Genomic DNA, 23,954 nt, shown 5'->3' with positions numbered 1-23,954 from the left:
TAGAGTGCGCGTCTGGGGGGCGTGAGGTCGCTGGTTCGAATCCAGTCATCCCGACAAAGGCGGAGAGCAGGCAGTTAGCCGGCTCTCCGCCTTTTTTTTATCACTCCCTGCAAGTTAAAATGGTGGGGTGAAAAAGAAGACCTGCACCGCTGCCGACACACGCCATAGTCGGCAAATATGTAAGTGGTACGGAAAACCATTCAGCTCATAGTGGTGATATGGGTGAGAAGGACCCCTTGCGGGTGCCCATCAGTCCACCTAAGTGCGACACCCTTACGAGGTCGTATAAATATAAGTTGTGTGTGCGTGTGATCCGGGCTTCTTGCCTCGACACTGTTAGGGTGTTACCCTGACTTGACAGTGCAAATATACTACCTCCGCAGGAGAGGTTGTCTCTTCGTGCCTCTTCCTGTCACTTCCTGATTAAAAATGCGTCTTTCAATGTTTTTCCCACTTCGCCCCTCTCTCATTGCTCTATTGTCCTTCTTGGCTATTGGGGGAATGGGGGAAAATGGCTAACTTTGCCCCATAGAGAGATAGATATGCGGAAATAGCTCAGTTGGTAGAGCATTGGCTTCCCAAGCCAAAGGCCACGGGTTCGAGCCCCGCTTTCCGCTCCACTTTAGAGACTGTGCCTTCTCATCACCGAGAGGGCACAGTCTTTTTTTGCTCCCTCCTCAGCTGGAGACCAAGTCCCCGGTGCGAGAGACTCAGGGGTGGCTCACCACGCGAGCCGATCGGATGTATATTTCTTTCCGGGGCTTGTCGCCCTCATCCGTCTCCGTGGCACAGATCTTCTCGATGGTGCGCATCCCGGAGACGATCTGCCCAAAGACGGTGTACTCCCCGTCAAGGTGAGGCGTGCCCCCCTCGGTCATATACGCTTTCTTCACCTCCTCGGGCATCGGGTGCTCCTCGCTCTCAAATTGCTTCAGCTCCCCCTCGAGGTAAAATTGCCCCATCACGATGTAGAATTGCAGTCCATCGCTCCTCCGGTCGGGATTGATGTCATTCCCCACGCGGGCTGCCGCGACAGCGCCCCGCTTATGGAAGAGCTTGGGGTAGAGGATCTCCGCCGCAATGGTGGCGTGACTGAGGGAGTCGATGTAGGTCCCCTTGGGATCCTTGCCACCCTTAAGTCCCCCTCCGGCCTGTGCCATGAAGTTGCGGATCACGCGGTGGAAGGTGGTCCCGTCGTAGGCTCTCTCCCTTACACGGGAGAGAAAGTTCTCCTTGTGGAGCGGTGTCTCGTCGTAGAGCTCGATGACGAAGTCCCCCTTATTCGTCTTGAAGCGGACGTAGGAGGGCTTCCCCTCCTGTGCAGCAGCGGTGAGTGAGAGGAGGAGGGTGAGAAGGAGAGTGAAGGGTAGGGCGTGTGGCTTCATAAGCTTTAGATGATCCGGGAGAAGTGGGAGAGTATGATGGCAGCGCTGAGGGCGACGTTGAGCGAGTCTCCTGCCGCTGTCGGCGACTTGGGGATCAGGATGGTCTCTGTGCAGAGTGACTTCACCTCGGGACGGAAGCCGTGCCCCTCGTTACCGAAGAGCACCACCGCCTCCCGGGGTGTCTCAGCCTGGCCGATAGGTTTGCCGTCGAGGTCGGCGGCGATGATCGGCCCGTCGAAGTCGGTCAGCGTGGCGGCGAGGTCTATGTCGTAGTGTATGGTGAGGGCACCGAGGGCGCCGGCGGTGGACTGCACCACCTTAGCCCCGTAGGGATCGGCGCACCCGCGACTCATCAGGAGTGTGCCGATGCCGAGCCAGTCGCAGAGACGGATGATCGTGCCGATGTTACCCGGGTTCTGCACCTCGTCCAGCGCCACCACCAGCCCCTTGAGCTGTCGGACCGCTTGGGCAGCGGGGATCCTGAGGAGGGCGAGGCAGTCCGAGGGACACTCGAGCTGCGACACTCTCTTCATCTCCCGCTCGCTGACGAGGCGCATCTTCGTCTCGTCTACAGACAGTTCGGTCGGTGCGGTGACGAGTAGCAGCTCTACGTCAAAGTAGGGGAGCATCTCCTCAACCACTTTGACTGTCTCGGCGACAAAGAGCCCGGAGGCGTCTCTATTCTTCTTTAGCCTGAGGGAGCGGATCAGCTTGCTCTCCCTCTCAGACAGCTTTTCCATAGGTCACGCGCCACCAGGCGAGCAGTGCCCGCATATTGGGAAAAATGAGATTTGCCCCCTCGCACCTGAGGAACTCCTCTGGGATGGGGCCGGTGGTGACGGCGACCGTGAAGGCTCCGGCAGCTACGGCCGAGCGGACCCCCAGCGGAGCATTCTCCACCACTAGCGTCTCACCGGCACTGTGTCCGGTGAGGTTCATCCCCCGGAGGTAGGGCTCCGGGTCAGGCTTCCCCCTCTCCACCTTATCTGCCGTGATCAGCTGCTCCTCGGTGAAGAGTCCCTCAAAGTAGGTCCCTGTCCTCGAGAGGGCATTGGCTGTCGTGCTGCCTGTGACCACGGCGAGGTCGATCCCTCGCACCTCCTTGAGGTAGAGGATCAGGTCGTGCACATGGGGGATGGGGTGTAGGAGCTCGGTCTGCTTCTCCTCGAAGAGGTGTGTCTTGTAGGCGTACACCTCCTCGATGAAGTCCTCTGTCGGCTCCGCATCGTAGGTCTTCCGGTAGAGGAGGCTGATGGTATCCCTCCCTTTCATCCCCTCAGCCCGGAAAAACTCTCCCTCCTCGTACTTGAGCTTATACTTGTCTGCCGCAGTTCGCCAGGCATAGTCGTGGATCGGCATCGAGTCGACCAAGACGCCGTCCATATCGAGGAGGACCAGCTTTGGCTCCTCGGGGGGTAGGGGTGAGATCGTCATTTCTTTACCCTTCCTGCTCCGAGGTAGGTCCTGCGGTAGTACGGTTCGCTGAGACGGGAGATGATCACGCCGCTGCGTGTGCTGGCGTGGGCAAATTTCCCGTCCTCGAGATAGACCCCCACATGGGAGGCGCGACCACCGCGCCTGTTGCGGATGTTGAAGAAGACCAAGTCGCCCTCCCTCAGTTCATCCCGGGAGACCCGCTCAGTCCGGCTCATCAGGTCGGCAGAGGACTGACGACCGATATTGGTCTCGTAGACCGTCTCATAGAGCCGATAGACAAAGCCTGAGCAGTCGGTCCCCCTCCGGGACATCCCGCCAAAGCGGTACGGCGTGCGCAGCCAGTCCGCTACGAAGGCATACAGCCCCAGGTCATTCTCCGGATAGGAGAGCTCCATGCCGAGCTTGCTCGAGATGCTCTCGCTGAGAGCCACCATCTCCGGGGAGGGCGTCGCTGCAGCCTCCGAGGCCTGCTCAGCAAAGTAGAGCGAGCTGATCGGTCGCTTCGTGACGCTGCAGGAGGTGGTGCTGACAAACATCAGTGCGACGGCGATGAGATAGAGTGGGTTTCTTTTCATAGCTGAGTAGTGATCCGTGTGTGGGGCGAGACGCATCGGCTCTTTCCCTATAGGGTAAGGTGCTGAAAAAAGAGAGAAGCGTATGCTCAGCACTCATCTCATAAGGAGAATAGTGACGGGCATACGCTTGTGAGTTAAGTGGCTTAGTCTTATCTGATCGAGACCTATGTCAGTAAGGTATCGTCTTGCAGAGTGAAGCCGAGTAGTGGTTAGTTGGCGACGATGTCCTTCGCCTCTACAGAGACGATCGACTTGTCACCCGTCGTGGTGCGGAAGGCTACCACTCCATCGGTAAGCGCATAGAGAGTATGATCTTTGCCCATACCTACGTGCTCACCGGGATAGTGACGCGTGCCACGCTGGCGGACGATGATGTTGCCTGCCTTGACGACCTCGCCGCCAAACTTCTTGACGCCGAGGCGCTTGCTCTCCGATTCGCGACCGTTCTTGGTACTACCTACACCTTTCTTGTGTGCCATATCTTGTATTCGAAATAGTCTAAAGAGTGAGTAAATAACTGACTGTCTCAGATCAGCCTACGATAGACTTGACCTGCAGCTGAGTGTACTGCTGACGGTGGCCATTGAGCTTGCGGTAGCGCTTGCGGCGCTTCTTGTGGAAGACCAGCACCGTCTCGCCCTTGACGAGAGGCTCTACCACCTCGCAGGTCACCTTAGCGCCCTCGATGGTGGGCACGCCTACGGTGACGTTGCCCTCGTTGTCCAGCAGCATTACACGGTCAAAGTCTACCGTGTCGCCCTCCTTGACATCCTTCATGTGGTAGACGAAGAGCTTGCTGCCCTCCTCGACCTTAAATTGCTGTCCCTGAATCTCTACGATTCCGTACATATTGCTTTAGTTCTTAGAGTGATACCCGGCGGGTGAGGGGCTTATGGGCACCTGCTTACACGACCCGATGCGGAGTATTTCGTCTGCAAAGGTACTGATTTCCTTTGACATCCTAAAGTCTTCACCATGTGTGACCCCTGAGCTTAGCCCCCTATTCGGCTGTAGAGGGTGCTCACTTCGTAGCCCCCGAAGACCGAAATCAAAGGGGAGGTCAGCGCAGCTGGTGTCTCAGTGGTAGCAGGAGAAGCAGAGGTAGACCCCATCGTCCCGACTGCCTGACTCATACGGAAACTTCTGTGGCGCAAATATACCACCTCCACGGGAGTGGATTGTCTCACAGAGTCTCTTTCTGTCTCTTCTTGACCGAAAGTGTAGGCTATAGTTATGGTATAAAAACAATCCACCTTACCATTGCGGGTCACTTGTGGAGCGTGAAGAGGAATTCGAGCCCGCCCTCGGGGCAATGCCTCCGCGCCTGTATCTGTCCGCCATGGAGGCGTATCGCATTTCGCACAATGCTGAGCCCCAGTCCGGAGCCACCTCGGTCACGTGTGCGGCCGGAGTCGATGCGGTAGAAGCGCTCGAAGATACGCCCCAGCTTCTCCTCCGGTACCCCTCGCCCGGTGTCGTAGTAGGAGAGGTAGACGTACTCATCGTCCCGGTGGTAGCAGGAGAAGCAGAGCGTTACTCCATCGCCGGCATAGCGGAGAGAGTTCTCGATGAGGTTCTGGAAGACAGAGTGGATGAGGGAGTTATTGGCGTGGATGGTGAGCCCGTCGGGGATCTCATTGACGAAGCGGTCACCACTCTGCTCTATACGGTCGGCGAAGGCGATGCGCGCCTCCTCGACGATGAGCCCGAGGTCGAGCTCCTCCATCCGGTACTCCTCCGCCTCCCGCTCGTCCATCTGGCTGATGAGGCGGATGTCGTCCATCATCGCGCTGAGCCGCTCCGCCTGCCTGTAGGCCTTGTCGGTAAAGGCGGCCTGTTGCTCCGGCGAGAGGTCGCTGTAGCGCAGTGTCTCCAGGTAGCCTCGTATGGAGGTGAGGGGCGTACGTATCTCGTGGGTGATATTGCTGGTCATCTCGCGCTTGAGCTGCGCCGTCTGGACCGATACGGTGACGTCCTCTATCGTGAGGTCAAAGGTCTCCGACGCTGAGCGGAAGGCCTTTACCTCAAAGATGTGGCTCCCCGAGGGGATCATCGCTCTGCGGCTCCGCTCCTCGCCACCGGGAGAGGAGGCGATGAAGTCTCCGATAGGCTGCATGCTCTCCTCCGTGAGCAGTTCGGACAGGCTCTCGAGCGGAAGCGCCCGGGAGGAGATCATGCTGGCAAATTGGATGAAGTGGGTATTGGCAAAGAGAGTCGTCCCGCTGCTGTCAAAAAGGGCGATGCCGATCTTGGAGAGGTCAAAGAGGGCGATCAGGTGCTGCCGCATCTCCTCCGTCCGCTGCACCGTCGCCTCGCTCTCGCTGAAGAGCCGGCGAAGCTCCTCGCCGAGGGTGCCGATGTCGTCGTCGGCAAAGAGCGGTCCCTCCATATGCTCCCCGCGGCGCAGAGCGGCGGTGAGTCGTCTCAGCCCGCTGACGGAGCGGTCGGTGGCTCGGAGGCTGAGGAAGGTGCCTACCAGCATACCGAGGAGGATCAGGAGAGAGGGAAGGAGGCAGGCGAGCCAGAGCATCTTGCGATCAGTCGCCGGCTGCTCCCGGTAGGGTCGGGTCAGGTGGATGTAGTGCCCATCGCAGTAGAGGGCGTAGTGGAGCTGCCCATCCGCGGTGTCGCTCTCCTCTGTGGGGCTGAGGTGGTCGCCGCTGTGGTTGTAGTAGGCGAGCCTAAGCTCTGGGTCCTCCGTGAGGGTGAGCTGTCTCCCCACCCGTGTGGTGTCGGTGGCGGCGGTGATGCGGAGGGAGGAGTCGACCAGCTCAGCCTCTATCCCATCGGGGAGTAGGGCGAAGAGGTCATCGACGGGAAGGGTGTGGTGACTCTGCGCTATGAGGTCAGCATAGGTGGCGAGAGTGTTGCTGCTCTCCCTGAGGTGCTGCTTCTCCGCGAAGGAGGCATCTCTATACTTGCTCCAGCAGAGGAGGGTGAGGGCGAGACAGAGGAGGGTGAGGACAAAGTGGAGCCCATAGCTCCTCTTCGTAGGGAGGGATGTGGAGCCGCTCATGGTGTCTCTCTATTGCTTGGAGCGCTGCTCGGCCTCCTCGCTATCCTCGTCAGCGCCCTCGAGCTCTGCCTCGATCTCATCCAGGGTCATCGGTCGGAGACCGTAGCCAAAGCCGACTCGATTGTAGAGCATCGTGCCGTACTTGCCGAGCTTCTTCCGGAGGCGGGCGATGTGCACGTCCACCGTGCGGTCGAGGACTAAGCTCTCTCGGCTCCAGACCCGGTCGAGGATCTCCTGTCGGGTGAAGGTCCGGCCGGGAGCAGTGGCGAGCATCCTGAGGAGGTCGTACTCCGTCTTGGTGACGTCAAAGGGGTGACTGCCGTCGGAGACGGTCATAGCGATTTCATCGATGACGAGCGGCCCCACCTCGATCCGGTCGCTCTCTACCGGCTCATGCTCGGCAGCAGCGGTGCGGTGGAGGACGCTCTTGACACGGGCGACCAGCTCCTTGACAGAGAAGGGCTTGGTGAGGTAGTCGTCTCCGCCGACGGTGAAGCCGTGGAGCAGATCGTCCTCAGCACTCTTGGCGGTGAGGAAGATGATGGGGATCTCGCACCCCTCGCCACGGAGCTCCTCCGCCATCTCAAAGCCTGACATCCCCTCCATCATCACATCAAGGACGATGAGGCTAAAGTAGTGTGGGTCGTCCTCTGCCTGCATCAGCCGCAGCGCTTCCTCGGCACTCGAGGCGGAGGTGGTCCGGAGGCCTATCCGCTCGAGGTGAAAGGCGACGATCTCGCAGATATCGTCCTCGTCATCGACGATGAGGATCCTTGCCGGGCTGTCGGTCTCCGAGAGGGAGCGGGGCGTGTTGTCTCTCTTCATTTCACTCCTCAAACTCGTGTCGTACGTCCGTCCCCTCGACTAAGTAGATGGTCGACTCGGCGAGGTTGGTGGCGGAGTCCCCGATGCGCTCGAGGTTATGCGCCACGGTGTGGATCTGCAGGAGAGCCCGGATCTCTGCCTCGCTGTGCACCCTATCGGCACCCTCGGTGGTGATCAGCCGGATGATCTCCCGCTGCTGGCGGTCGATATTGTCGTCCGCATCGATCACCTGATGTGCCACCTCGGTGTCCATGGTGGAGAAGGAGATGATCGCCGACCGGATCATCTCGGTCGTGTCGTCGAGCATCTGCAGCAGCCGCCGAGAGTACTCGTGCATAAAGTCGGAGGTGAAGTCGAGGTCGCGGGCGATATAGACGCCATTCATCACCATATCGCCGACGCGCTCCAGATTGGTGGTGAGGTCGGGGTAGGCGATGATGCGCCGGAGGTCCTCCGCCTTGGGGGCAAACATATATATGGTGTACGCCACCTCCTCGCGGATGCGGATCTCGAGTCTGTCGATGACGTGCTCATTGGTGTCCGCTTCCTCGAAGAGCTCCTCGTCAAAGGGACCGGCAAAGAGCTTCCGCAGGATAGCCAGCTGCAGGAGGGTGACCTTAGAGATAAGCTCGTACTGGCTGTGGACGATCTCGAGCTTTCGGTCCTTAATGATACTGGTACTCATGGTGTGTGGTGCTTAGCTAAATACTCCGGTGAGGTAGTCCTCCGTGCGCTTGTCGCTCGGGGTGGTGAACATCCTCTGAGTGTCGTCGTACTCGATCAGCTCACCGAGGTACATGAAGGCAGACTTGTCGGAGATGCGAGCCGCCTGACCCATATTGTGTGTCACGATGATGATGCTGTAGTTCTCCTTCAGCTCGAGGATCAGCTCCTCGATGGTATTGGTGGATATGGGGTCGAGGGCGGAGGTGGGCTCGTCCATCAGCAGCACCTCGGGCCGGAGGGCGAGGGCGCGTGCGATGCAGAGTCGCTGCTGCTGTCCTCCGGAGAGGAAGGAGCCTCTCTGGTGGGTCACATCCTTCACCTCCTCCCAGAGGCCGACGCTCTCGAGGGAGGTCTGCACCACCTCCTCACGCTCATCCTTGGAGAGGTGGATGCCATTGAGCTTGTACCCGGCGAGGACATTCTCCGCGATGGACATGGTGGGGAAGGGGTTGGGCCGCTGGAAGACCATCCCCACCATTCGCCTCGCCTCCATAGGGCTCATCTGCATCAGGTCGCGGTCGTGGAGGAGGATCTGACCCTCGGTACGGATCTCGGGGTAGAGGTCGTGCATGCGATTGATCGCCCTGAGGAGGGTACTCTTGCCGCACCCGCTGGGCCCCATGACGGCGGTGACGAGATGCTCGTAGAAGGAGCAATTGATGCTCTTGATCGCCCGCTTCTCCGGCGTGTACGAGACGGAGAGGTCGCGCACCTCGATGATCGGGGTGAGGTCCTCCTCTTGGCTCGGCCGGTGGGTCGAGAGGATCTTGTCGGCTATGGGGATCTGACTCCCGGGCTGTCTCATGACCTTCGTGGAGCTATTGGTGGTAGTGGACATACAAATCTAAGATTATTTCATTTATCTCTTCACGCCCCGCTTTGCCGCAATCGTCTTGGCGGTCAGGTTGAGAGCCAGGATGAGGATCAGGAGGAAAAGGGCGGTAGACCAGATCAGGTCGACGAGGTTAGGGTCGTTGTAAAACTCCCAGATCAGGAGGCTGACGGCGGAGGTGGGGCTGGTGACGTCGAGATTGACATACGTGGCGCCGAGGGCGGTGACCATCAGCGGTGCCGTCTCCCCCATCACGCGGGAGATGGAGAGGAGGATCCCGGTGATGATCGCTCCGATGGCGGAGGGGAGCAGCACGTGAAGCATGACGGAGGTGTAGGAGCTGCCGAGGGCGAGCCCCGACTCGAGGAGGGAGCCGGGCAGCATATTGAGCGCCTCCTCAGTGCTACGGGTGATCATCGGGATCATCATCAGTGCGAGGGCGACCGCTCCAGCGACGGCACTGTAGCTGTGCATGGCGCGCACCACCCACATGTAGACGAGGATGCCGCAGATGATCGACGGCACGCCCTGGAGGATGTCGGCAAGCGTGCGGACGAGGGTCGCCATCTTTTTCCCCCTATGGATGTGGAGGTAGATGCCGCCGAGGAGTCCGAAGGGGATCGAGATGAGCGAGGCAAGACCCACCATGATGAGGGTGCCGACGATGCCATTGAGGATACCACCGGGGATCGGCTGACCGCTCTGCTTGGCCAGCATCGCCTCGATAGAGGAGGGGACGACGCTGGTGAAGAAGTCGAGATTGAGCTGATGCCAGCCCTTGGTGATCAGTTCGATAAGGATTGCCAGGAGCGGGATCGCTGTGGCGATGCTGAGGAGACAGACGAGGACAAAGGCGACCCGGCTGACCGCACGGCGGCGCTGCTGGTGTGTCGGCCTCTGGGCGAAGGACTCGAGGGAGTTGTGGCTGCTGCTCATGGCTTAAGTCTGGATATGATGACCTTGGCGGCACAGTTGATCAGCGCCGTGATGAGGAAAAGGATCAGACCGATGGCGAAGAGGGCGCTGAGCTTCAGCCCCGTCGCCTCGCCAAATTGGTTGGCAATCACCGATGCCATCGTATTGCCGGTCTCGATCAGGTCCCCGCTCTCACTCAGGGTGAAGGGGATGTTGCTCGTATTCCCGATCAGCATCGTCACTGCCATCGTCTCACCGAGGGCGCGGCCAAAGGCGAGGGTGTAGGCGGCAAAGATGCCCGACGCAGCACCGGGGAGGGAGACGCTCTTGATCACCTCGAAGCGGGTCGCCCCGAGGCCATAGGCGGCCTCCTTCAGTTCTCCCGGCACCATGGAGATGAATTCGGTCGAGAGCGACGAGGCGTAGGGGATGATCATGATCGCGAGGACGATCGAGGCGAGGATGACGCCGAAGCCCTGCTCGCTCCACCCCCAGACGATCATCAGGTGGCGGATGGTGTAGAAGCCCCAGAGACCATAGACGATCGAGGGGATCCCCGCCAGCATGTCCACGACGGAGCTGACGACAGCGGCGATCTTCTTTCCCCTAAAGTATTCACCGGAGAAGAGCGCCACGGCGAGGGAGAAGGGGATGCAGAGGAGCAGTGCCAGGAGCGAGGTCTCTAGCGTGCCGACGATGAAGGGCCAGGCGCCGTAGCTCTGTGTCTTGTCGCTCCACTCGCTACCTGAGAGGAAGTCGAGGAAGCCGAAGTGGCTCACTGCGGGACCACTCATCGAGGCAAGCGTGTAGATGATTGCGGCAGTAAGGAGGATGAACCCGATGCCGACGATCGTCAGCAGGGTGTTGAAGAAACGGTCTTTTTTCATGGTTCGCTCAGGGGCTTACCCTGGTAGGTCATGGAGGCGATGACGGCTCTCGCCTTCTCAAGGGCAAGGGGTGGGAGGGAGGCGTAGTGGGTCTTGCGCGCCGCCTCGTGCGTCTCCTCGCCGACGATGTAGTAGAGGAAGTCCTGCAGCAGTCGGGCGCTCTCGAGGCTCCTGTGACCATAGCTCTGCTCCTTGTAGACGATGAGCCAGGTCATCGTGCTGATGGGGTAGGCGTCAGGGTCGGGACTGTCGGCGATCATCACCCGCGTGTCATCGGGGAAGTCGCTTAGGTTGGCGGAGAGGGAGATGCTCTCCATCGTGGGGGCGATGAAGTGCCCCGAGCGGTTGCGGATTGCTGCTGCGGGGATGCCAAGAGCCATGGAGTACTCCGAGCCGATGTAGCCGATCGCACCGGGGGTGGAGGAGATCACGCCGGCGACGCCGGGATTGCCCTTGGCGGCATTGCCCACCTTGATATCCAGCGTCTTGGCAGCGCCCAGCTCCTCGCGCCACACCGAGTCGACCTTGCTCATGTAGCTCGAGAAGACGAAGGTGGTACCACTGCCGTCCGTGCGGTAGATCGGGATCACCCTTTGGTCGGGCAGGGTGAGGTCGGGATTGAGCTCCCGGATCGCCGGGTCATTCCACTCCGTGATCCGCCCGGTGTATATCCCCGAGATCACCTCAGGCGTGAGCCGAAGCTCCTCGATGCCCTCGAGGTTGTAGGCGATGACGATGCCACCGATGCACGTGGGGATGTGGATGATCGGCATAGGCATGGCCTTGGCGATCTTCTCGTCGGAGAGGAACTCGTCGGTGCCGCCAAAGTCCACCGTCGTCTCGGCCAGATTGCGCTGACCGGCGCCGCTGCCGACACCGCCGTAGCTCACATGGATGCCCTCCGCATCGCCATACTGCTTCGCCACCTCGATGTAGAAGGGGGCAGGGAAAGTCGCTCCGGCACCGCTTAGGGTCTTCGAGCCGGCGCAGCCGCTAAGCCACGGAAGGAGCGCCAGACCCAGCAAGGAGTAGATCAGAAATTGCTTTGCCACAATATATAATGTATGAGTATCTGTCTCTTTGCGACAAAGGTACCGAGGCGGTTATACCTTGCCGTTACGCTCGTGTGACATTGCTGTTACGGAGGAGGGGTGATCCCTCCGGGATCGACAGACGGGGAGGCGCACCCCGGAGGGGCTACGCCCCTCCGGGATCGACAGGCGTGCATTACCGGGCTGAGGATTGCACCCCGGGAGGGGTGCAATCTCCGTAGGCATCGGTCACTGCTTTGCGGGTGACCGATCTGCAACGCACCCGCACTCCCGTCCAGGTATCGCCGAGCTTGCCTGACCTTCCAGGTAACCACCTGGAGTTATTTGCGCCGTCCGACTTGTCCGACAAGATAGCGCACGGGGGATTGCACCCTTAGGGTGCTCTTTCCTTAGGCATCGGTCATCCGCGAAGCGGTGACCGATGTGCAGATACCCACCAAATCCCCTCGACCCCGCCAGGGAGTCGCCGAGCAGTCATCCCCCTCCCGGTCACCCCAAGGGATCGAGGCATATATATGTTTGCTTAGGCATCGGTCGAGACACGAAGTGCCGATGACCGATGCCTATGGAAGGAGCATCCTCCGGATGCAGGCATGCCATCTATTGATGGTTATTCTTTGCGCCGTCCGACTCGTCCGACAGGTTGCGCATGGGGCTGAGACAACCCCCCCTTCAAGCAAATTTCTAATACCGATATTAGGCGACACTAATATCGGTATTAGAAAACTCTAATATCGGTATTAGAAAAACCTCTCCTCGGACGGGGTACACTGCAGCTAAATCGGTGGGGAGCCCTCTCCCGTCTGTCCGACCGGTCGGTGGGTATGTGAAGATCAATTATTAATGGTACCTTTGGGGCGATAATAGAAGATAATACACCATGAGGCGAGTGAGGGACACTTTCTTAGGCAGGAGAACGAAGGGACGGGACTCTTGGCGCGGAGGTACATTGGCTATAAATCATAGGATAGTCAATGGGTGAACTCTCGTCTCATAACAACCCTCTCCGCAGACTTTCGTCCACAGCCAAAGGGCACCGACTCATACTCGAGAACTTTCTTTCACTTGAGGTGATCAATGTCCTCAATTCCTCCTTCCATCTGATCATCTATACCATCCTCATCTACCGTAGCCTACTGCAGTTTAGATGTTTGTGTATGTCTGGATGGATTCTCGTGTTACAGACTCGTTAGTATATTATTCTTATGTCATACGAGTACATTGCATACATAGTCCTATCGCTATTGACTCTGGTGTTTGCAGTCAATGATTACAGAAAGGCCTCTTTTAAGAGAGACTTTCTTGTTTTTGTGGTTTTAGTTGTGCTGTCTCTCGTTGTCAGGGCTAATCCTCACTCCGATATGTTGGTTTATATTGAGAGTATGAGGGTTGGCTTTAGAGAAATGCTATCAACACCATACTATCTGAAGAATATATTGTTTTGGGGCACCAATTCCTTATTCTATGCAGCGGGAATAAGTCCATACGTTATCCTCTTTGTATGGGATGTGGTCTCATTTGTTCTGATGATAAGGATTCGGAAAAACATTGGTCTGCCCTATTACTTTATTCCACTATTCTATGTAAGCTTCATAGGTGTGTTTGACTTGCAGAATATTTATCGACAGTATATTGCAAGTGTCTTTCTTCTCTACATTCTATCTGCCTCATATAGTAAGCAATGGAAGTTTTTTGCCCTTCTGATGGTTGCCGCTCTCATCCATAGTGGGAGCCTGATGTTTGTAGGTGCTGTATGGATTGCGTCTCAGCAGAAGAAAGTGCCGGGGTACTTATACTCTCTTATGCTGGCAGTAATGGTGGTGTTGTCCCCTAAGCTCTTTGCGACAGACTATCTGGAAAATACAGGATCAAACTCTAACATCCTCTACTTGCTGACTATTATTCTAAGTGCTTCCTTTTGCATATATACGTGGCGTATGCTCGGGAATAGGATTGATTTTAGAAAGGACATACTCACGATATTTTATTTGCTTGTCATTGCCGTTACTGCGTATTGGGTACAGGGGACATCCCTGTACTATGAAAGGATAGGCCTTTTTATTTTGCCCTTGATGATGATGTACTCAGTGAAGTATATCAACTATTACCGTCAGCGATGCATATTGAATGCTATACTTTCTTTGGTGCTGATTTTGCCAACCTTTACTTTTACAGCGACCCGCCTAATGCTAACGAATGTTGATATATTGCTTGAGTAATTGCTCTGAAGATGTCGTTGATCAAGAGAGCCTTGTCTTATAAACTGACGAGAGATGTGTTCTACGTGGGGCTTGCCCAGGTAGCAATGCTTATCTCCGTTTTTGGCGTAAACAAGGTTGTCAGCATATACACCGGAGTGGCTGGGTTTGCCCTGTTTAGTCTTATTAAGAGAGCGGGAGGCGTACTGTCCTCAGTACTAACAGGTGGTATGACGATTGCTCTCCCAAGGTATGTCGCTCGGCAAGGTGGTACGTCTTCCAAGATGAGACAACTGCTACTCTGCTCGGCTCTTTTTGTGATTTGCCTCTACGCCATACCTTGTATCTGCTGTATGCTGATTGCCCCTGAGGAGTTGGGGCGTCTGTTATTTGGAGAGGATGGTGTAGGAGGACTACCACTCCTCACCCTGTGTGTTACGTTTTTATTCGCTGTTGCCCAGGCTATTAGTAATACGCTCTTCTCCTACTACCAAGGAGTTGGAGACTTCAGAAAGTACAATAGCTCACAGATCTTATGTAGCACGATCTGTCTCGTCATGACTCTTCTCTTTCGGAAGGATGTCTATGGCGTAGTGCTCGCTTCGTACCTCTCTGTGTTGCTTTATTCTGTAGTTAAAGTCAGGCAACTTCTCTATGATATTGGATGGATAAGACACAAGATATATGCTCTTCGGTGTGCCATTAAGAAACTATTTCTCTACGGATTCTCCAGGATGTTGCATGATGTCATCTTATACTTGCAGGACGTAATCCCACTGACGATTATTCTGTCTCGCTTTGATCTAAAGAGTGTTGGTATCTATTCTGCAGGGTTGGCACTACCCTTGACAATAGCGCCGCTCTTTGCCTTCACTGGTGGCGTTTTCCTTCAGAGAGTCTCAAAGCTATCTAAGGATGGACAGTGGTCAAAGATCAGACTAATTATGCGTATTGCTACCATCCTCTTTTTGATCCTATCGGCAGTAGGTGCAGCATTGATTATTGCCTTTGATCAGTCGCTCATCAGGATTTTATTCAGTGATGATTTTATGGAAGTGGCAAGTATCACCGTATTCTTTGCTCTTTCTCTTATTCCACGCGCAATCTACCTTCTGTACCGGAATCCCCTAGACGCCGTATCAGAAAAACCGTATAATCTCATCATAGTATCCGCTAGAACCATGATACTCGTGGGAGGGCTGCTGACGGCCTCTTCTGTTTATGAGTGCGCAAAGTGGTACCTTTACAGCAGTATAACTATGGCTGTATTGCCCATTGTCTTTTGGAGTTTACTAATTCACAACCTGCACAAGAAATATGTATCATCTGAAATATAAGTCGTACAAAAAGAGCGTGACTTACGAGGGTAATCTGTATCAAAGAGAGAGACTGTCCGCCGATGAAGTCCATGAGCTGCTCAAGAAGTATAACGCTTGGTATCTGCGAAGTATTTACGACTTTGACAAGTTAGATCACGGGGATATGTGGCACATCATTATCGATCATCCGATCGAGATAGATGAGCTTCCCTCCAAAAGTACAAGGAAAAATCTACGTAAGAGCCTATCCGTATATGAGTACAAGATCGTGGACAAGGATGAGATTTTGAGGTGCGGATACCGATTATTCTGCGAGAGATCTGTCCGTCTTGGGATAAAGCCTACATTGTCTGAGGGCGAGTTTGTTGAGTATGTAGATATGGTGTTCGAAGAGGGGGGGGATTTCTGGATTGGGTACGATAAGGAGTCAGGTGAGCCTGCTATGTGGGAGTCGATTATTGTCTTTGATGACAATGCAGTAATGGCTAGGGAGAGCTTGAGCTACCGGTATACCAAGCACAATCCTACTTATGGACTGAACTACTCGATTGTAAACTACTACCTCAGGGATCGGGGCTTTCTTTATGTTGATGCTGGTGCAAAGTCCTTATCGGAGCACAGCAATGTGCAGGATTTTTTGGTCGAAAAGCTTCAGTTTAGGCGTGCTTATTGCAAATGTCAAGCATACTTCCAGCCATGGCTGCGATTATTGCTTTCGCTGATTTATCCATTTAGACGATTGGCAAAGCCCGGTTCTATGTTGTACTCTCTCTTGGCGTTATATCAGTTATCGATCAGTGACAGGTAAGAGACATCATCTTCCCGATATGACCCTACTGACTCATTCACTTTTTGTCATCTTTCAACATGAATAATAGCCGTGTTTGTATAGACAATGATCGGATATACATTTTTCGCCCTGGAATCGAGAAAATCAATCCTGTTGTGCCACTATATAATGATATAATCGTGGTGAAGAAAAGAGCTCCTTGTCACTCTTTCACCAATTTGTTCTGGCATATATTCTCGGGCTTTTCTTACTACCGGTATTCTCTGGTTGATCTAAAAACCGATAAGGAGATCGCATATTCCCATATCTCTACTGGTCTCCCGCACCTTGACTTTGTTTATAGACTAGGTGGGGGTGTGCATATTGGACCGGATTATACCGTGCCTGAATATAGGGGTAAATTGCTTCATCCATATTTACTCACAAAAATACTTGAAGATCTAGTGCCACACAATCTGCCCATATATATGTGTGTGGCCGAGAATAACAGAGCGAGTTGGTCTGGAATTGAAAGAGTCGGCTTCGTTTATTGTGGCAGATCGAAGCACGAGGACTTGCAGTATAAGCTAGTCAATGGAAGATCTATCGTTCCTGTTGTTAAGGACAGCAATACCATATGGAATTGGTTGTTTTCTTTTGTGAGCAGACGAATATTGAGAAAACATTGATTGCTTTTTTGTTGCATTGATTGAGTTAAAACTAAATAGGCACAAGAATATAAGATATGAAGATAGCAATCGTAGGGACAGGATATGTAGGTCTTGTGACGGGAACCTGCTTTGCAGAACTCGGTACAGATGTTACCTGCATTGATGTCAATGAAGAAAAGATCAAGGCCCTCAAGAGTGGGATTATCCCAATCTACGAGCCAGGGCTCGACACCTTAGTCTCGAGAAACGTAACTGCGGGACGACTTCACTTCCACACCGATCTGCGAGAGGTGTTAGAAGGTGTGGAAATCGTATTTACTGCCGTTGGAACTCCTCCAGATGAGGATGGATCGGCAGACCTCAAGTATGTCCTCCAAGTAGCAAAAACCATCGGTCAGAACATCAAGGACTATAAACTTATAGTCACCAAAAGTACTGTACCAGTGGGCACAGCTGAGAAAGTCCGCGCCACCATACAGGCTGAGATCGACAAACGTGCAGTAGATGTTCCCTTTGATGTGGCATCTAATCCTGAGTTTCTGAAGGAGGGGAATGCTATCGATGACTTTATGAAACCCGATCGTGTGGTGGTAGGTGTCGATAGTGAGAGGGCAAAGCTCCTTATGACCGATCTCTACAAACCTATGCTCCTGAATAACTTCAGGGTCATCTTTATGGATATCCCATCCGCCGAGATGACGAAGTATGCTGCTAATGCCATGCTTGCTACACGCATTAGCTTTATGAATGACATCGCTAATCTCTGCGAGCGTGTAGGGGCAAACCCTGATATGATTCGTCAGGGCATAGGGTCAGATACTCGCATCGGGAATAAGTTCCTCTACCCAGGCTGTGGCTATGGTGGTTCATGCTTCCCGAAGGATGTGAAGGCGCTCATCAAAACAGGAAAGGACAATGGCTATCGAATGAGAGTGATCGAAGCAGTAGAGGAGGTGAATAATGATCAGAAGAATATCCTCTTCGATAAATTTCGAGAGTATTACAACGGCGATATAAAGGGGAAAAAAGTTGCTCTCTGGGGGCTCTCCTTCAAGCCTAATACAGATGATATGCGCGAGGCTCCGGCACTTGTGTTAGTGGAGTCTCTGATCAGTGCTGGATGCACCGTCAGCGGATATGATCCTGTAGCCATGGAAGAGGCCAAGAGGCGACTTGGAGATCGCATTACATATGCTAAGGACATCTATGAGACTTCGGAAAATGCAGATGCCATCTTCCATGTGACGGAGTGGCGTGAGTTCCGGATGCCTGACTGGAGCCGTCTGAAGTCATCTATGAATCATCCTCTCGTGATAGATGGAAGAAATGTTTTTGATAAGTCCCGACTGGCTGAGTATGGTTTTGCATATCTGAATATTGGTCACTAAAGAGTATGGCAATAAACTCTCCACTCGTATCCGTGATTATGCCATGCTATAATGCGGAGCGCTTCATTATAGAGGCAATAAAGTCAGTCCAAGCACAATCTATCGCAGACTGGGAACTGCTCATTACTGACGATTGCAGTACTGATAACACCCGAAATCTAGTGAAGAGTATTTCAGTAGATGATCAAAGGATCAAACTCTTTGATTTGCCGGAGAATAGTGGTGCTGCTGTAGCAAGGAATAACTCTATTATGCATGCTGCTGGTCGTTACATTGCCTTCCTAGACAGTGATGACCTGTGGGCAGAGGACAAGCTGGAGAAACAGCTCGCTTTTATGTCATCTAAGTCTGCTGGTTTATCATTTACAGCTTACGAGACTATCAGTGAGAATGGTGAGAGAAATAATCTCATCCGAGTACCGGCAACACTCACCTACAACCAGTACTTGAGAAATACCATTATTGGTTGTCTGACTGTAATCGTTGACCGTGATGTCGTAGGTGACTTCAGAATGCCTCTCCTCAGAAAGCGTCAGGATATGGCGACATGGCTTAGCATTCTCCGTCAAGGAGTGGTGGCTTACGGGCTTGACTTACCCCTAGCATCTTATCGTAACGTTAGCACTTCAATCTCTCACAACAAACTGAAGGCAGCTGCAGGTGTATGGAGAGTTTATCGCGATGTGGAGGGACTATCACTGTGTAAGTCTATTATATGCTTTATCGGATATGCTTATCATGCAGTCAGAAAAAGGATAACACATAGACTATGACTTTTTATGTGGTTCAAGTGGCTATTTGACCGAGTGTTTTCTTTATTGGGGCTGATTGTTCTCTGCCCCTTGTTGCTTCTCGTGGCGTTGTTGATTCGGCTAAAGATGCCGGGGGGACCGGTACTCTTTAGACAGAAGAGAGTAGGGAAGGATGGCAAGCTCTTCACGATGGTGAAGTTTCGCAGTATGAGTGTGGCTCATGGTGGTAGCAGTGTCTCTGTTGCCGGGGAATCTCGCATCACCCCGCTTGGAGCCAAACTGCGTAAGTACAAGCTGGATGAGCTTCCGGAGCTGTGGAATGTGCTGGTAGGAGACATGAGCTTCGTGGGTCCCCGACCAGATGTGCCCGGATATGCAGACAAACTTGTGGGTGAGGATCGGGTGATACTGAAGCTACGTCCGGGGATCACCGGCCCCGCATCCCTAAAGTATCGCAACGAAGAGGAGCTCCTTGCCGGGGTAGATGACCCTCAGACCTACAATGACACCGTGATCTTCCCGGACAAGGTTCGCATCAATAAGGAGTACTACTACCACTGGTCCTTCCGGAAGGATATCCGGTATATCTTTCAGACCGTCTTTGGGTGAGTAGCTCAGCGATAGAGATGAGTCATAGTCGTGGTACTACTACCCCCGTTGACTCCACTTACTAGACATTACCTTGCCTGCGTGAGAAGACATACCATATTAACAATCAGTGGCTGTATTTGCACTGAATTTGCCCCTAAGTGCAGATAAGAGACAATCGGAGGGTGCGGGCGTGGTATCTTTGCAACCGAAAGAGAAAGCTCTATTGAGCCATTAACTCTCCCATAGGGGAGGTTGTCATGGTTTCTCCCATTCTTAACACAGGAGTTGATCTCTTGCAGGGTTGATTTTGACGTGGAGCATAACCTCTGATTTCATTATATTTGTGGAGAGATCAGAGTAGATAAACCATCAATGTATGTGTATGTGTGGAGCGAGAGCAGACCAGCTTGTTCTTACTATGAGAGAAGATGATGAGCGCTTTCATCCTTACACTTACTTTAGATAAGATGATATGACGGAAGAGAGAAAGATGATCTACCTCTGCCTCGCTCACATGAGTGAGGAGGGGCTGGAGCAGAAGTATGTGAAGGAGGCCTTTGACACCAATTGGGTGGTGCCGATGGGCCCGAATGTGAATGCCTTTGAGAAGGACTTAGAGGCGTTTGTCAACAGCAAGTCGGACGACTCGGCTCCACTGGGTCGGCATGTGGTCTGCCTGTCAGCAGGTACGGCAGCGGTTCACCTGGCGCTGATCGGCTGCGGTGTGGGTCCCGGCGACGAGGTGCTGGTGCAGAGCTTCACCTTCTGCGCCTCCTCGCACCCGATCACCTACCTTGGTGCCAAGCCTATCTTTGTCGGCTCGGAGCGGGAGACCTGGAATATGGATCCGGCTCTGCTGGAGAGGGCGATCCTTGAGCGCAAGGAGCAGACCGGGCGTTACCCCAAGGCGATCGTCCCCGTAGCGCTCTATGGTATGCCCTACCGGATCGATGAGATCATGGCGATAGCGGATAAGTACGGTATCCCCGTGGTGGAGGATGCTGCTGAGGGTATGGGCTCCCGCTTTGGTGGTCAGGTACTGGGGACCTTTGGGAAATTTGGTGTCCTCTCCTTCAATGGAAATAAGATGATCACCACCTCGGGCGGAGGAGCACTGATCTGCCGCTCGGAGGCGGATGCGACGGAGGTCATGTGGTATGCCACTCAGGCGCGCGATGCTTATCCCTACTACCACCATACCGCCATCGGGTATAACTATCGACTCTCCAATGTGTGTGCCGGTATCGGTCGCGGACAGATGACGGTGCTGGGTGACCACCTCGCTCATCACAAGCACGTGCAGGCGCTCTATGAGGAGCTACTCGCAGACGTGCCGGGGATTGCGATGCACCGTCAGCCGGAGGACAAGCGGTATGACGCCAACTTTTGGCTCTGCGCTGCCACGATCGATCCTGAGGTTCGGGTCAAGGGACAGGAGAATGCGTACCAGCAGGTGATCAAAACCGCTGTTGGTGGCGCCGCTGGGGTGATCCATCAGGTGGAGTCGGCAACGACCGACTGCCAGCCTAATGCCAATGTGGAGGCTCTCCGCGCCTTTATGCTGGAGAAGAAGGTAGAGTGTCGCCCCCTCTGGAAGCCGATGCATAAGCAGCCTGTCTATGCGGACGCTCCCGTCTACACGGGCGGGGTGGAGGAGGAGCTCTTCCGGGTCGGCTTTTGCCTCCCTGCAGGTCCGTATGTCTCGGACGATGATGTCCACTATATCGTCGACTGTATCCGCGAGGCGATCAAGGCGTAAGTAACGCCTCTGAAGTCCTAATATAATACACCGCACCCGAGCCTCAGAGGAGGAGCTTGGGTGCGGTGTATTGTACAGAGGAGAGTGGGACTGATGCGAGGGCGCTGAAGTAATCCACCCTGTGGAAACAAAAAGGGCTTAGCCTGTGCCGAATGGTCTCACTGCAGCCCATAGGGACTAGTCTTACTGGGGGACTTAATTAGGTGGCGGGACTGCCCTTCATTCGCTCGAGGTTGTCCTCCGTGGTGAGGGCCTCGATGAATGGACCGATGCCGCCATCGAGGACGCTGTCTATGTCGTGGATCGATAGTCCGATGCGGTGGTCCGTGACGCGGCTCTGGGGAAAGTTGTAAGTCCGTATCTTCTCGGACCGGTCGCCGGTGGAGATGAGGGAGCGCCGCTCGGAGGCGCGCTCCGCCTCCTGTCGCTCCCGCTCCTGATTGTAGATGCGGGTGCGGAGCTCCTCCATCGCCTTAGCCATATTCTGCCGCTGGGAGCGCTCGTCCTGCGACTGCACCACGATGCCGGTGGGGAGGTGGGTCAGCCGGACGGCGGAGTAGGTGGTATTGACCCCTTGCCCGCCGGGACCGGAGGCGCAGAAGATGTCGGTGCGTATGTCCTCACTCCTCAGCTCCACGTCCACCTCGTCTGCCTGTGGCAGTACGGCGACGGTAGCAGCGGAGGTCTGTATGCGTCCCTGCGACTCGGTCACCGGTATTCGCTGGACGCGGTGGACACCGCTCTCGTACTTGAGCCGGCTGTAGACCTTCTCTCCCTCGACGGTGAAGATGACCGACTTGAAGCCACCCATCGTCCCCTCGTTCATCGACGTGACGTGGCAGCTCCAGCCCTGCTCAGCGCAGTATTTCTGATACATCTTGAAGAGATCCCCGGCGAAGAGTGCCGCCTCATCGCCACCGGTGCCGGCGCGGATCTCCATGATCACATCGCGCGAGTCGTCCTCATCCTTAGGGAGGAGGAGCATCCTCAGCTCCTGCTCCAGCTCGGGCAGCTGCTCCTCGATCGCTCGGAGATCCTCCCGGGCGAGATCGGTCAGCTCGGCATCCTCCCCGGCGGCGATGAGCTTCTCGTCCTCATCGCGCTGCCCGAGGAGCGACTCATACTGCTCCGCCTTGTCGTCGATCTCCTTGAGGTCCTTGTACTCCAAGCTCAGCTTGCGGAAGAGCTTCTGATCCCCGATCACCTCAGGGTCGGTCATGCGGATGGTCACCTCGCGAAACTTCGCACGTAGAGGAGCCAATTGCTCCGACAGACCCATCATCGGTACTCGAAGTTGCCGAGACTGCTCTCGATCACTACCACGCTCTCGGCGGCCTCCTCGACCCGCCCGATGACCTGTGCGTCAATGTCGAAGTGGCGGGCTACGTCGATCACCTCGGCTGCGTACTGCTCGGGTAGGTAGACCTCCATCCGGTGTCCCATATTGAAGACCTTATACATCTCCCTCGCGGGGGTCTTGCCATCGCGGAGGATGGTGTCAAAGAGTGGGGGCAGGTCAAAGAGGTTGTCCTTGATGATCTTTTTCCCCTTGACAAAATGCAGCACCTTGGTCTGAGCCCCTCCGGTGCAGTGGATGAGCCCGTGGATCTGCGGGCGCAGCTCACGAAGCAGCTCCACCAGCACCGGAGCGTAGGTGCGTGTGGGTGCAAGGACTAAGTGTCCGTAGTCGATGTCCAGCCCCTCGACGCGGTCGGTGAGGCTGTGCGAGCCGACGTAGACCACGTCGTCCGGAAGGCAGTCATCGTAGGACTCGGGGTACTTCTCTGCATAGTGGTGGGCAAAGACATCATGCCGGGCGGAGGTGAGACCATTGCTCCCCATGCCACCATTGTATGCGGTCTCGTAGGTCGCCTGCCCAAATGAGGCGAGCCCCACGATGACATCGCCGGAAGAGATGCGGGCAGCATCGATGACCTCATCACGCCTCATACGGCAGGAGACGGTGCTGTCGACGATCACCGTGCGGACGAGGTCGCCCACGTCGGCTGTCTCGCCACCGGTATTGTAGATCCCGACACCGAGGTCACGGAGTTGCTCGAGGAGCTCGTCCGTGCCATTGATCAGTGCGCTGATCACCTCTCCTGGGATGAGCCGGCTATTGCGCCCGATGGTGGAGGAGTGGAGGAGCCCCTGCGTGGCACCGACGCAGAGGAGGTCATCGAGATTCATCACGATGGAGTCCTGCGAGATGCCACGCCAGACAGAGAGGTCGCTCGTCTCGCGCCAATAGAGGTAGGCGAGGGAGCTCTTCGTCCCGGCACCATCGGCGTGCATGAGATTGCAGTAGTCCGGGTCACCGCCCATAATGTCGGGCATGATCTTGCAGAAAGCCTGTGGGTAAAGCCCCTTGTCTATATTCTTGATCGCTGCGTGGACATCCTCCTTATCGGCGGAGACACCCCGTCGGCGGTAGAGTTCGTTGGGATTGACGTTGGTCATGCTCATGATTTCCTTATTACTTCTTACTGTCTATATGGCAAAGGAGATACGGAGTGCTGAGGATCAGGCTGAGGGGTCGGGCGACGAGGTCAGCCATCCTCTCGAGGCTCTGATCTGCTCCGCGACCTCGTCTGTGGCCGTGCCACAGGCTACACAGGGGTGGTGTAGGTGATCTCCTCGCCACCTACGATCTCCCTGCACACGGATCGCATCATATACTTTGCCATCATAGGTAAAGAGTAGATGTGGGTGCAACAGAAGACTCTCTTGACTCTTCCTCACACAAAGGTAACTCTTTAGTGGATGAAATCAAATCCTTCCAGCGGAGCCGGGTCGGCAGATGGGCTAATTCGCATTTTGATGTGCTGGGAGGGGGAGGAAAAAGAGATTACCTTTG

24 protein-coding genes and 1 tRNA gene are annotated in these 23,954 nt (G+C 55.1%); 9 read left to right on the top strand and 16 right to left on the bottom strand.

The annotated features are described in order from the left end of the window. The first annotated feature begins 544 nt into the window (after positions 1-544). Positions 545-620: transfer RNA gene (locus tag QZR17_RS07230), tRNA-Gly, on the top strand. Positions 621-710: 90 nt separating this feature from the next. Here the strand turns inward: QZR17_RS07230 and QZR17_RS07225 are convergent. The 14 genes from QZR17_RS07225 to QZR17_RS07160 form a co-directional block, all read right to left on the bottom strand. Next, positions 711-1,385: a peptidylprolyl isomerase gene (locus tag QZR17_RS07225; RefSeq protein ID WP_297129480.1), complete on the bottom strand. Its 675-nt coding sequence runs from the start codon at positions 1,383-1,385 to the stop codon at positions 711-713. Between the two features lie 5 nt (positions 1,386-1,390). Then, positions 1,391-2,125, bottom strand: a complete 735-nt coding sequence (locus tag QZR17_RS07220; protein WP_297129478.1) for an RNA methyltransferase — start codon at positions 2,123-2,125, stop codon at positions 1,391-1,393. Then, a complete protein-coding gene (locus tag QZR17_RS07215) occupies positions 2,109-2,819 on the bottom strand; it encodes an HAD hydrolase-like protein (RefSeq protein WP_297129476.1) in 711 nt (236 codons plus the stop codon). Before QZR17_RS07215 ends, QZR17_RS07220 begins: the two co-directional genes overlap by 17 nt. After that, entirely contained in the window at positions 2,816-3,397 is a 582-nt protein-coding gene (locus QZR17_RS07210; protein WP_297129474.1) for a C40 family peptidase, read from the bottom strand. The genes QZR17_RS07215 and QZR17_RS07210 overlap by 4 nt, the downstream gene beginning before the upstream one ends. 209 nt (positions 3,398-3,606) lie before the next feature. Continuing rightward, the gene (gene rpmA, locus QZR17_RS07205; RefSeq protein ID WP_296122000.1) at positions 3,607-3,876 is read right to left on the bottom strand and encodes a 50S ribosomal protein L27; all 270 of its coding nucleotides are present in this window, start codon (positions 3,874-3,876) and stop codon (positions 3,607-3,609) included. 52 nt (positions 3,877-3,928) lie between these two features. Further along, positions 3,929-4,246: a 50S ribosomal protein L21 gene (gene rplU / locus QZR17_RS07200; protein ID WP_296158679.1), complete on the bottom strand. Its 318-nt coding sequence runs from the start codon at positions 4,244-4,246 to the stop codon at positions 3,929-3,931. 418 nt (positions 4,247-4,664) lie between these two features. Next, positions 4,665-6,413, bottom strand: coding sequence for a HAMP domain-containing sensor histidine kinase (locus QZR17_RS07195; RefSeq protein WP_297129472.1), 1,749 nt, complete (start codon positions 6,411-6,413; stop codon positions 4,665-4,667). 9 nt (positions 6,414-6,422) lie between these two features. Next, positions 6,423-7,238, bottom strand: coding sequence for a response regulator transcription factor (locus tag QZR17_RS07190; RefSeq protein ID WP_297129470.1), 816 nt, complete (start codon positions 7,236-7,238; stop codon positions 6,423-6,425). A 1-nt stretch (position 7,239) separates the two neighbouring features. Next, positions 7,240-7,923 (bottom strand): PhoU domain-containing protein, encoded by a 684-nt coding sequence (locus tag QZR17_RS07185; protein WP_296158676.1) that lies wholly within the window; start codon positions 7,921-7,923, stop codon positions 7,240-7,242. Between the two features lie 12 nt (positions 7,924-7,935). Continuing rightward, positions 7,936-8,802, bottom strand: coding sequence for a phosphate ABC transporter ATP-binding protein PstB (pstB, locus tag QZR17_RS07180; RefSeq protein WP_297129467.1), 867 nt, complete (start codon positions 8,800-8,802; stop codon positions 7,936-7,938). 21 nt (positions 8,803-8,823) lie between these two features. Continuing rightward, positions 8,824-9,732, bottom strand: a complete 909-nt coding sequence (gene pstA, locus QZR17_RS07175; RefSeq protein WP_297129466.1) for a phosphate ABC transporter permease PstA — start codon at positions 9,730-9,732, stop codon at positions 8,824-8,826. After that, on the bottom strand, positions 9,729-10,598 hold the full coding sequence (pstC, locus tag QZR17_RS07170) for a phosphate ABC transporter permease subunit PstC (RefSeq protein ID WP_296158673.1): 870 nt from the start codon (positions 10,596-10,598) through the stop codon (positions 9,729-9,731). Before pstC ends, pstA begins: the two co-directional genes overlap by 4 nt. Next, entirely contained in the window at positions 10,595-11,650 is a 1,056-nt protein-coding gene (gene pstS / locus QZR17_RS07165) for a phosphate ABC transporter substrate-binding protein PstS (protein ID WP_297129464.1), read from the bottom strand. The genes pstC and pstS overlap by 4 nt, the downstream gene beginning before the upstream one ends. 51 nt (positions 11,651-11,701) lie before the next feature. Further along, entirely contained in the window at positions 11,702-11,875 is a 174-nt protein-coding gene (locus QZR17_RS07160; RefSeq protein WP_297129462.1) for a hypothetical protein, read from the bottom strand. Between the two features lie 980 nt (positions 11,876-12,855). Between QZR17_RS07160 and QZR17_RS07155 the strand changes: the two genes are divergently transcribed. The 7 genes from QZR17_RS07155 (at position 12,856) to QZR17_RS07125 (ending at position 21,097) form a co-directional block, all read left to right on the top strand. After that, positions 12,856-13,869, top strand: a complete 1,014-nt coding sequence (locus QZR17_RS07155; RefSeq protein ID WP_297129460.1) for an EpsG family protein — start codon at positions 12,856-12,858, stop codon at positions 13,867-13,869. A gap of 11 nt (positions 13,870-13,880) precedes the next feature. After that, a complete protein-coding gene (locus QZR17_RS07150) occupies positions 13,881-15,185 on the top strand; it encodes an oligosaccharide flippase family protein (protein ID WP_297129458.1) in 1,305 nt (434 codons plus the stop codon). Then, on the top strand, positions 15,166-15,975 hold the full coding sequence (locus QZR17_RS07145; protein ID WP_297129456.1) for a hypothetical protein: 810 nt from the start codon (positions 15,166-15,168) through the stop codon (positions 15,973-15,975). Before QZR17_RS07150 ends, QZR17_RS07145 begins: the two co-directional genes overlap by 20 nt. Before the next feature lie 706 nt (positions 15,976-16,681). Beyond that, positions 16,682-17,995, top strand: coding sequence for a UDP-glucose/GDP-mannose dehydrogenase family protein (locus QZR17_RS07140; RefSeq protein ID WP_297129455.1), 1,314 nt, complete (start codon positions 16,682-16,684; stop codon positions 17,993-17,995). Between the two features lie 5 nt (positions 17,996-18,000). Beyond that, positions 18,001-18,768, top strand: coding sequence for a glycosyltransferase (locus QZR17_RS07135; RefSeq protein WP_297129453.1), 768 nt, complete (start codon positions 18,001-18,003; stop codon positions 18,766-18,768). A gap of 6 nt (positions 18,769-18,774) precedes the next feature. After that, a complete protein-coding gene (locus QZR17_RS07130; RefSeq protein ID WP_297129451.1) occupies positions 18,775-19,356 on the top strand; it encodes a sugar transferase in 582 nt (193 codons plus the stop codon). Between the two features lie 454 nt (positions 19,357-19,810). After that, complete coding sequence (locus QZR17_RS07125) at positions 19,811-21,097, top strand: aminotransferase class I/II-fold pyridoxal phosphate-dependent enzyme (RefSeq protein ID WP_297129449.1); 1,287 nt, start codon at positions 19,811-19,813, stop codon at positions 21,095-21,097. Positions 21,098-21,296: 199 nt separating this feature from the next. Here QZR17_RS07125 and prfA read toward each other — a convergent pair whose 3' ends face one another. Together prfA and QZR17_RS07115 are read right to left on the bottom strand one after the other, a co-directional pair. Beyond that, positions 21,297-22,379: a peptide chain release factor 1 gene (gene prfA, locus QZR17_RS07120; RefSeq protein WP_297129446.1), complete on the bottom strand. Its 1,083-nt coding sequence runs from the start codon at positions 22,377-22,379 to the stop codon at positions 21,297-21,299. Further along, the gene (locus tag QZR17_RS07115; RefSeq protein WP_297129444.1) at positions 22,376-23,563 is read right to left on the bottom strand and encodes an AIR synthase-related protein; all 1,188 of its coding nucleotides are present in this window, start codon (positions 23,561-23,563) and stop codon (positions 22,376-22,378) included. Before QZR17_RS07115 ends, prfA begins: the two co-directional genes overlap by 4 nt. A 28-nt stretch (positions 23,564-23,591) precedes the next feature. Here QZR17_RS07115 and QZR17_RS07110 point away from each other — a divergent pair, with 28 nt between their 5' ends. After that, entirely contained in the window at positions 23,592-23,729 is a 138-nt protein-coding gene (locus QZR17_RS07110; protein ID WP_297129441.1) for a hypothetical protein, read from the top strand. Positions 23,730-23,954 lie beyond the last annotated feature (225 nt).

This window comes from uncultured Porphyromonas sp., assembly GCF_900541275.1.
Lineage (GTDB): Bacteria > Bacteroidota > Bacteroidia > Bacteroidales > Porphyromonadaceae > Porphyromonas_A.
The sequence above is the reverse complement of the archived record's forward strand: the minus strand, read 5'-3'. Positions and strand labels throughout refer to the sequence as shown.

Excerpts from the sequence above, each read along its gene's own strand:
- QZR17_RS07225 (WP_297129480.1), bottom strand. The coding sequence starts at position 1,385 with ATGAAGCCACACGCCCTACCCTTCACTCTCCTTCTCACCCTCCTCCTC.
- QZR17_RS07220 (WP_297129478.1), bottom strand. The coding sequence starts at position 2,125 with ATGGAAAAGCTGTCTGAGAGGGAGAGCAAGCTGATCCGCTCCCTCAGG.
- QZR17_RS07215 (WP_297129476.1), bottom strand. The coding sequence starts at position 2,819 with ATGACGATCTCACCCCTACCCCCCGAGGAGCCAAAGCTGGTCCTCCTC.
- QZR17_RS07210 (WP_297129474.1), bottom strand. The coding sequence starts at position 3,397 with ATGAAAAGAAACCCACTCTATCTCATCGCCGTCGCACTGATGTTTGTC.
- rpmA (WP_296122000.1), bottom strand. The coding sequence starts at position 3,876 with ATGGCACACAAGAAAGGTGTAGGTAGTACCAAGAACGGTCGCGAATCG.
- rplU (WP_296158679.1), bottom strand. The coding sequence starts at position 4,246 with ATGTACGGAATCGTAGAGATTCAGGGACAGCAATTTAAGGTCGAGGAG.
- QZR17_RS07195 (WP_297129472.1), bottom strand. The coding sequence starts at position 6,413 with ATGAGCGGCTCCACATCCCTCCCTACGAAGAGGAGCTATGGGCTCCAC.
- QZR17_RS07190 (WP_297129470.1), bottom strand. The coding sequence starts at position 7,238 with ATGAAGAGAGACAACACGCCCCGCTCCCTCTCGGAGACCGACAGCCCG.
- QZR17_RS07185 (WP_296158676.1), bottom strand. The coding sequence starts at position 7,923 with ATGAGTACCAGTATCATTAAGGACCGAAAGCTCGAGATCGTCCACAGC.
- pstB (WP_297129467.1), bottom strand. The coding sequence starts at position 8,802 with ATGTCCACTACCACCAATAGCTCCACGAAGGTCATGAGACAGCCCGGG.
- pstA (WP_297129466.1), bottom strand. The coding sequence starts at position 9,732 with ATGAGCAGCAGCCACAACTCCCTCGAGTCCTTCGCCCAGAGGCCGACA.
- pstC (WP_296158673.1), bottom strand. The coding sequence starts at position 10,598 with ATGAAAAAAGACCGTTTCTTCAACACCCTGCTGACGATCGTCGGCATC.
- QZR17_RS07160 (WP_297129462.1), bottom strand. The coding sequence starts at position 11,875 with ATGCCTACGGAGATTGCACCCCTCCCGGGGTGCAATCCTCAGCCCGGT.
- QZR17_RS07155 (WP_297129460.1), top strand. The coding sequence starts at position 12,856 with ATGTCATACGAGTACATTGCATACATAGTCCTATCGCTATTGACTCTG.
- QZR17_RS07150 (WP_297129458.1), top strand. The coding sequence starts at position 13,881 with ATGTCGTTGATCAAGAGAGCCTTGTCTTATAAACTGACGAGAGATGTG.
- QZR17_RS07145 (WP_297129456.1), top strand. The coding sequence starts at position 15,166 with ATGTATCATCTGAAATATAAGTCGTACAAAAAGAGCGTGACTTACGAG.
- QZR17_RS07140 (WP_297129455.1), top strand. The coding sequence starts at position 16,682 with ATGAAGATAGCAATCGTAGGGACAGGATATGTAGGTCTTGTGACGGGA.
- QZR17_RS07135 (WP_297129453.1), top strand. The coding sequence starts at position 18,001 with ATGGCAATAAACTCTCCACTCGTATCCGTGATTATGCCATGCTATAAT.
- QZR17_RS07130 (WP_297129451.1), top strand. The coding sequence starts at position 18,775 with ATGTGGTTCAAGTGGCTATTTGACCGAGTGTTTTCTTTATTGGGGCTG.
- QZR17_RS07125 (WP_297129449.1), top strand. The coding sequence starts at position 19,811 with ATGACGGAAGAGAGAAAGATGATCTACCTCTGCCTCGCTCACATGAGT.
- prfA (WP_297129446.1), bottom strand. The coding sequence starts at position 22,379 with ATGATGGGTCTGTCGGAGCAATTGGCTCCTCTACGTGCGAAGTTTCGC.
- QZR17_RS07115 (WP_297129444.1), bottom strand. The coding sequence starts at position 23,563 with ATGAGCATGACCAACGTCAATCCCAACGAACTCTACCGCCGACGGGGT.
- QZR17_RS07110 (WP_297129441.1), top strand. The coding sequence starts at position 23,592 with ATGGCAAAGGAGATACGGAGTGCTGAGGATCAGGCTGAGGGGTCGGGC.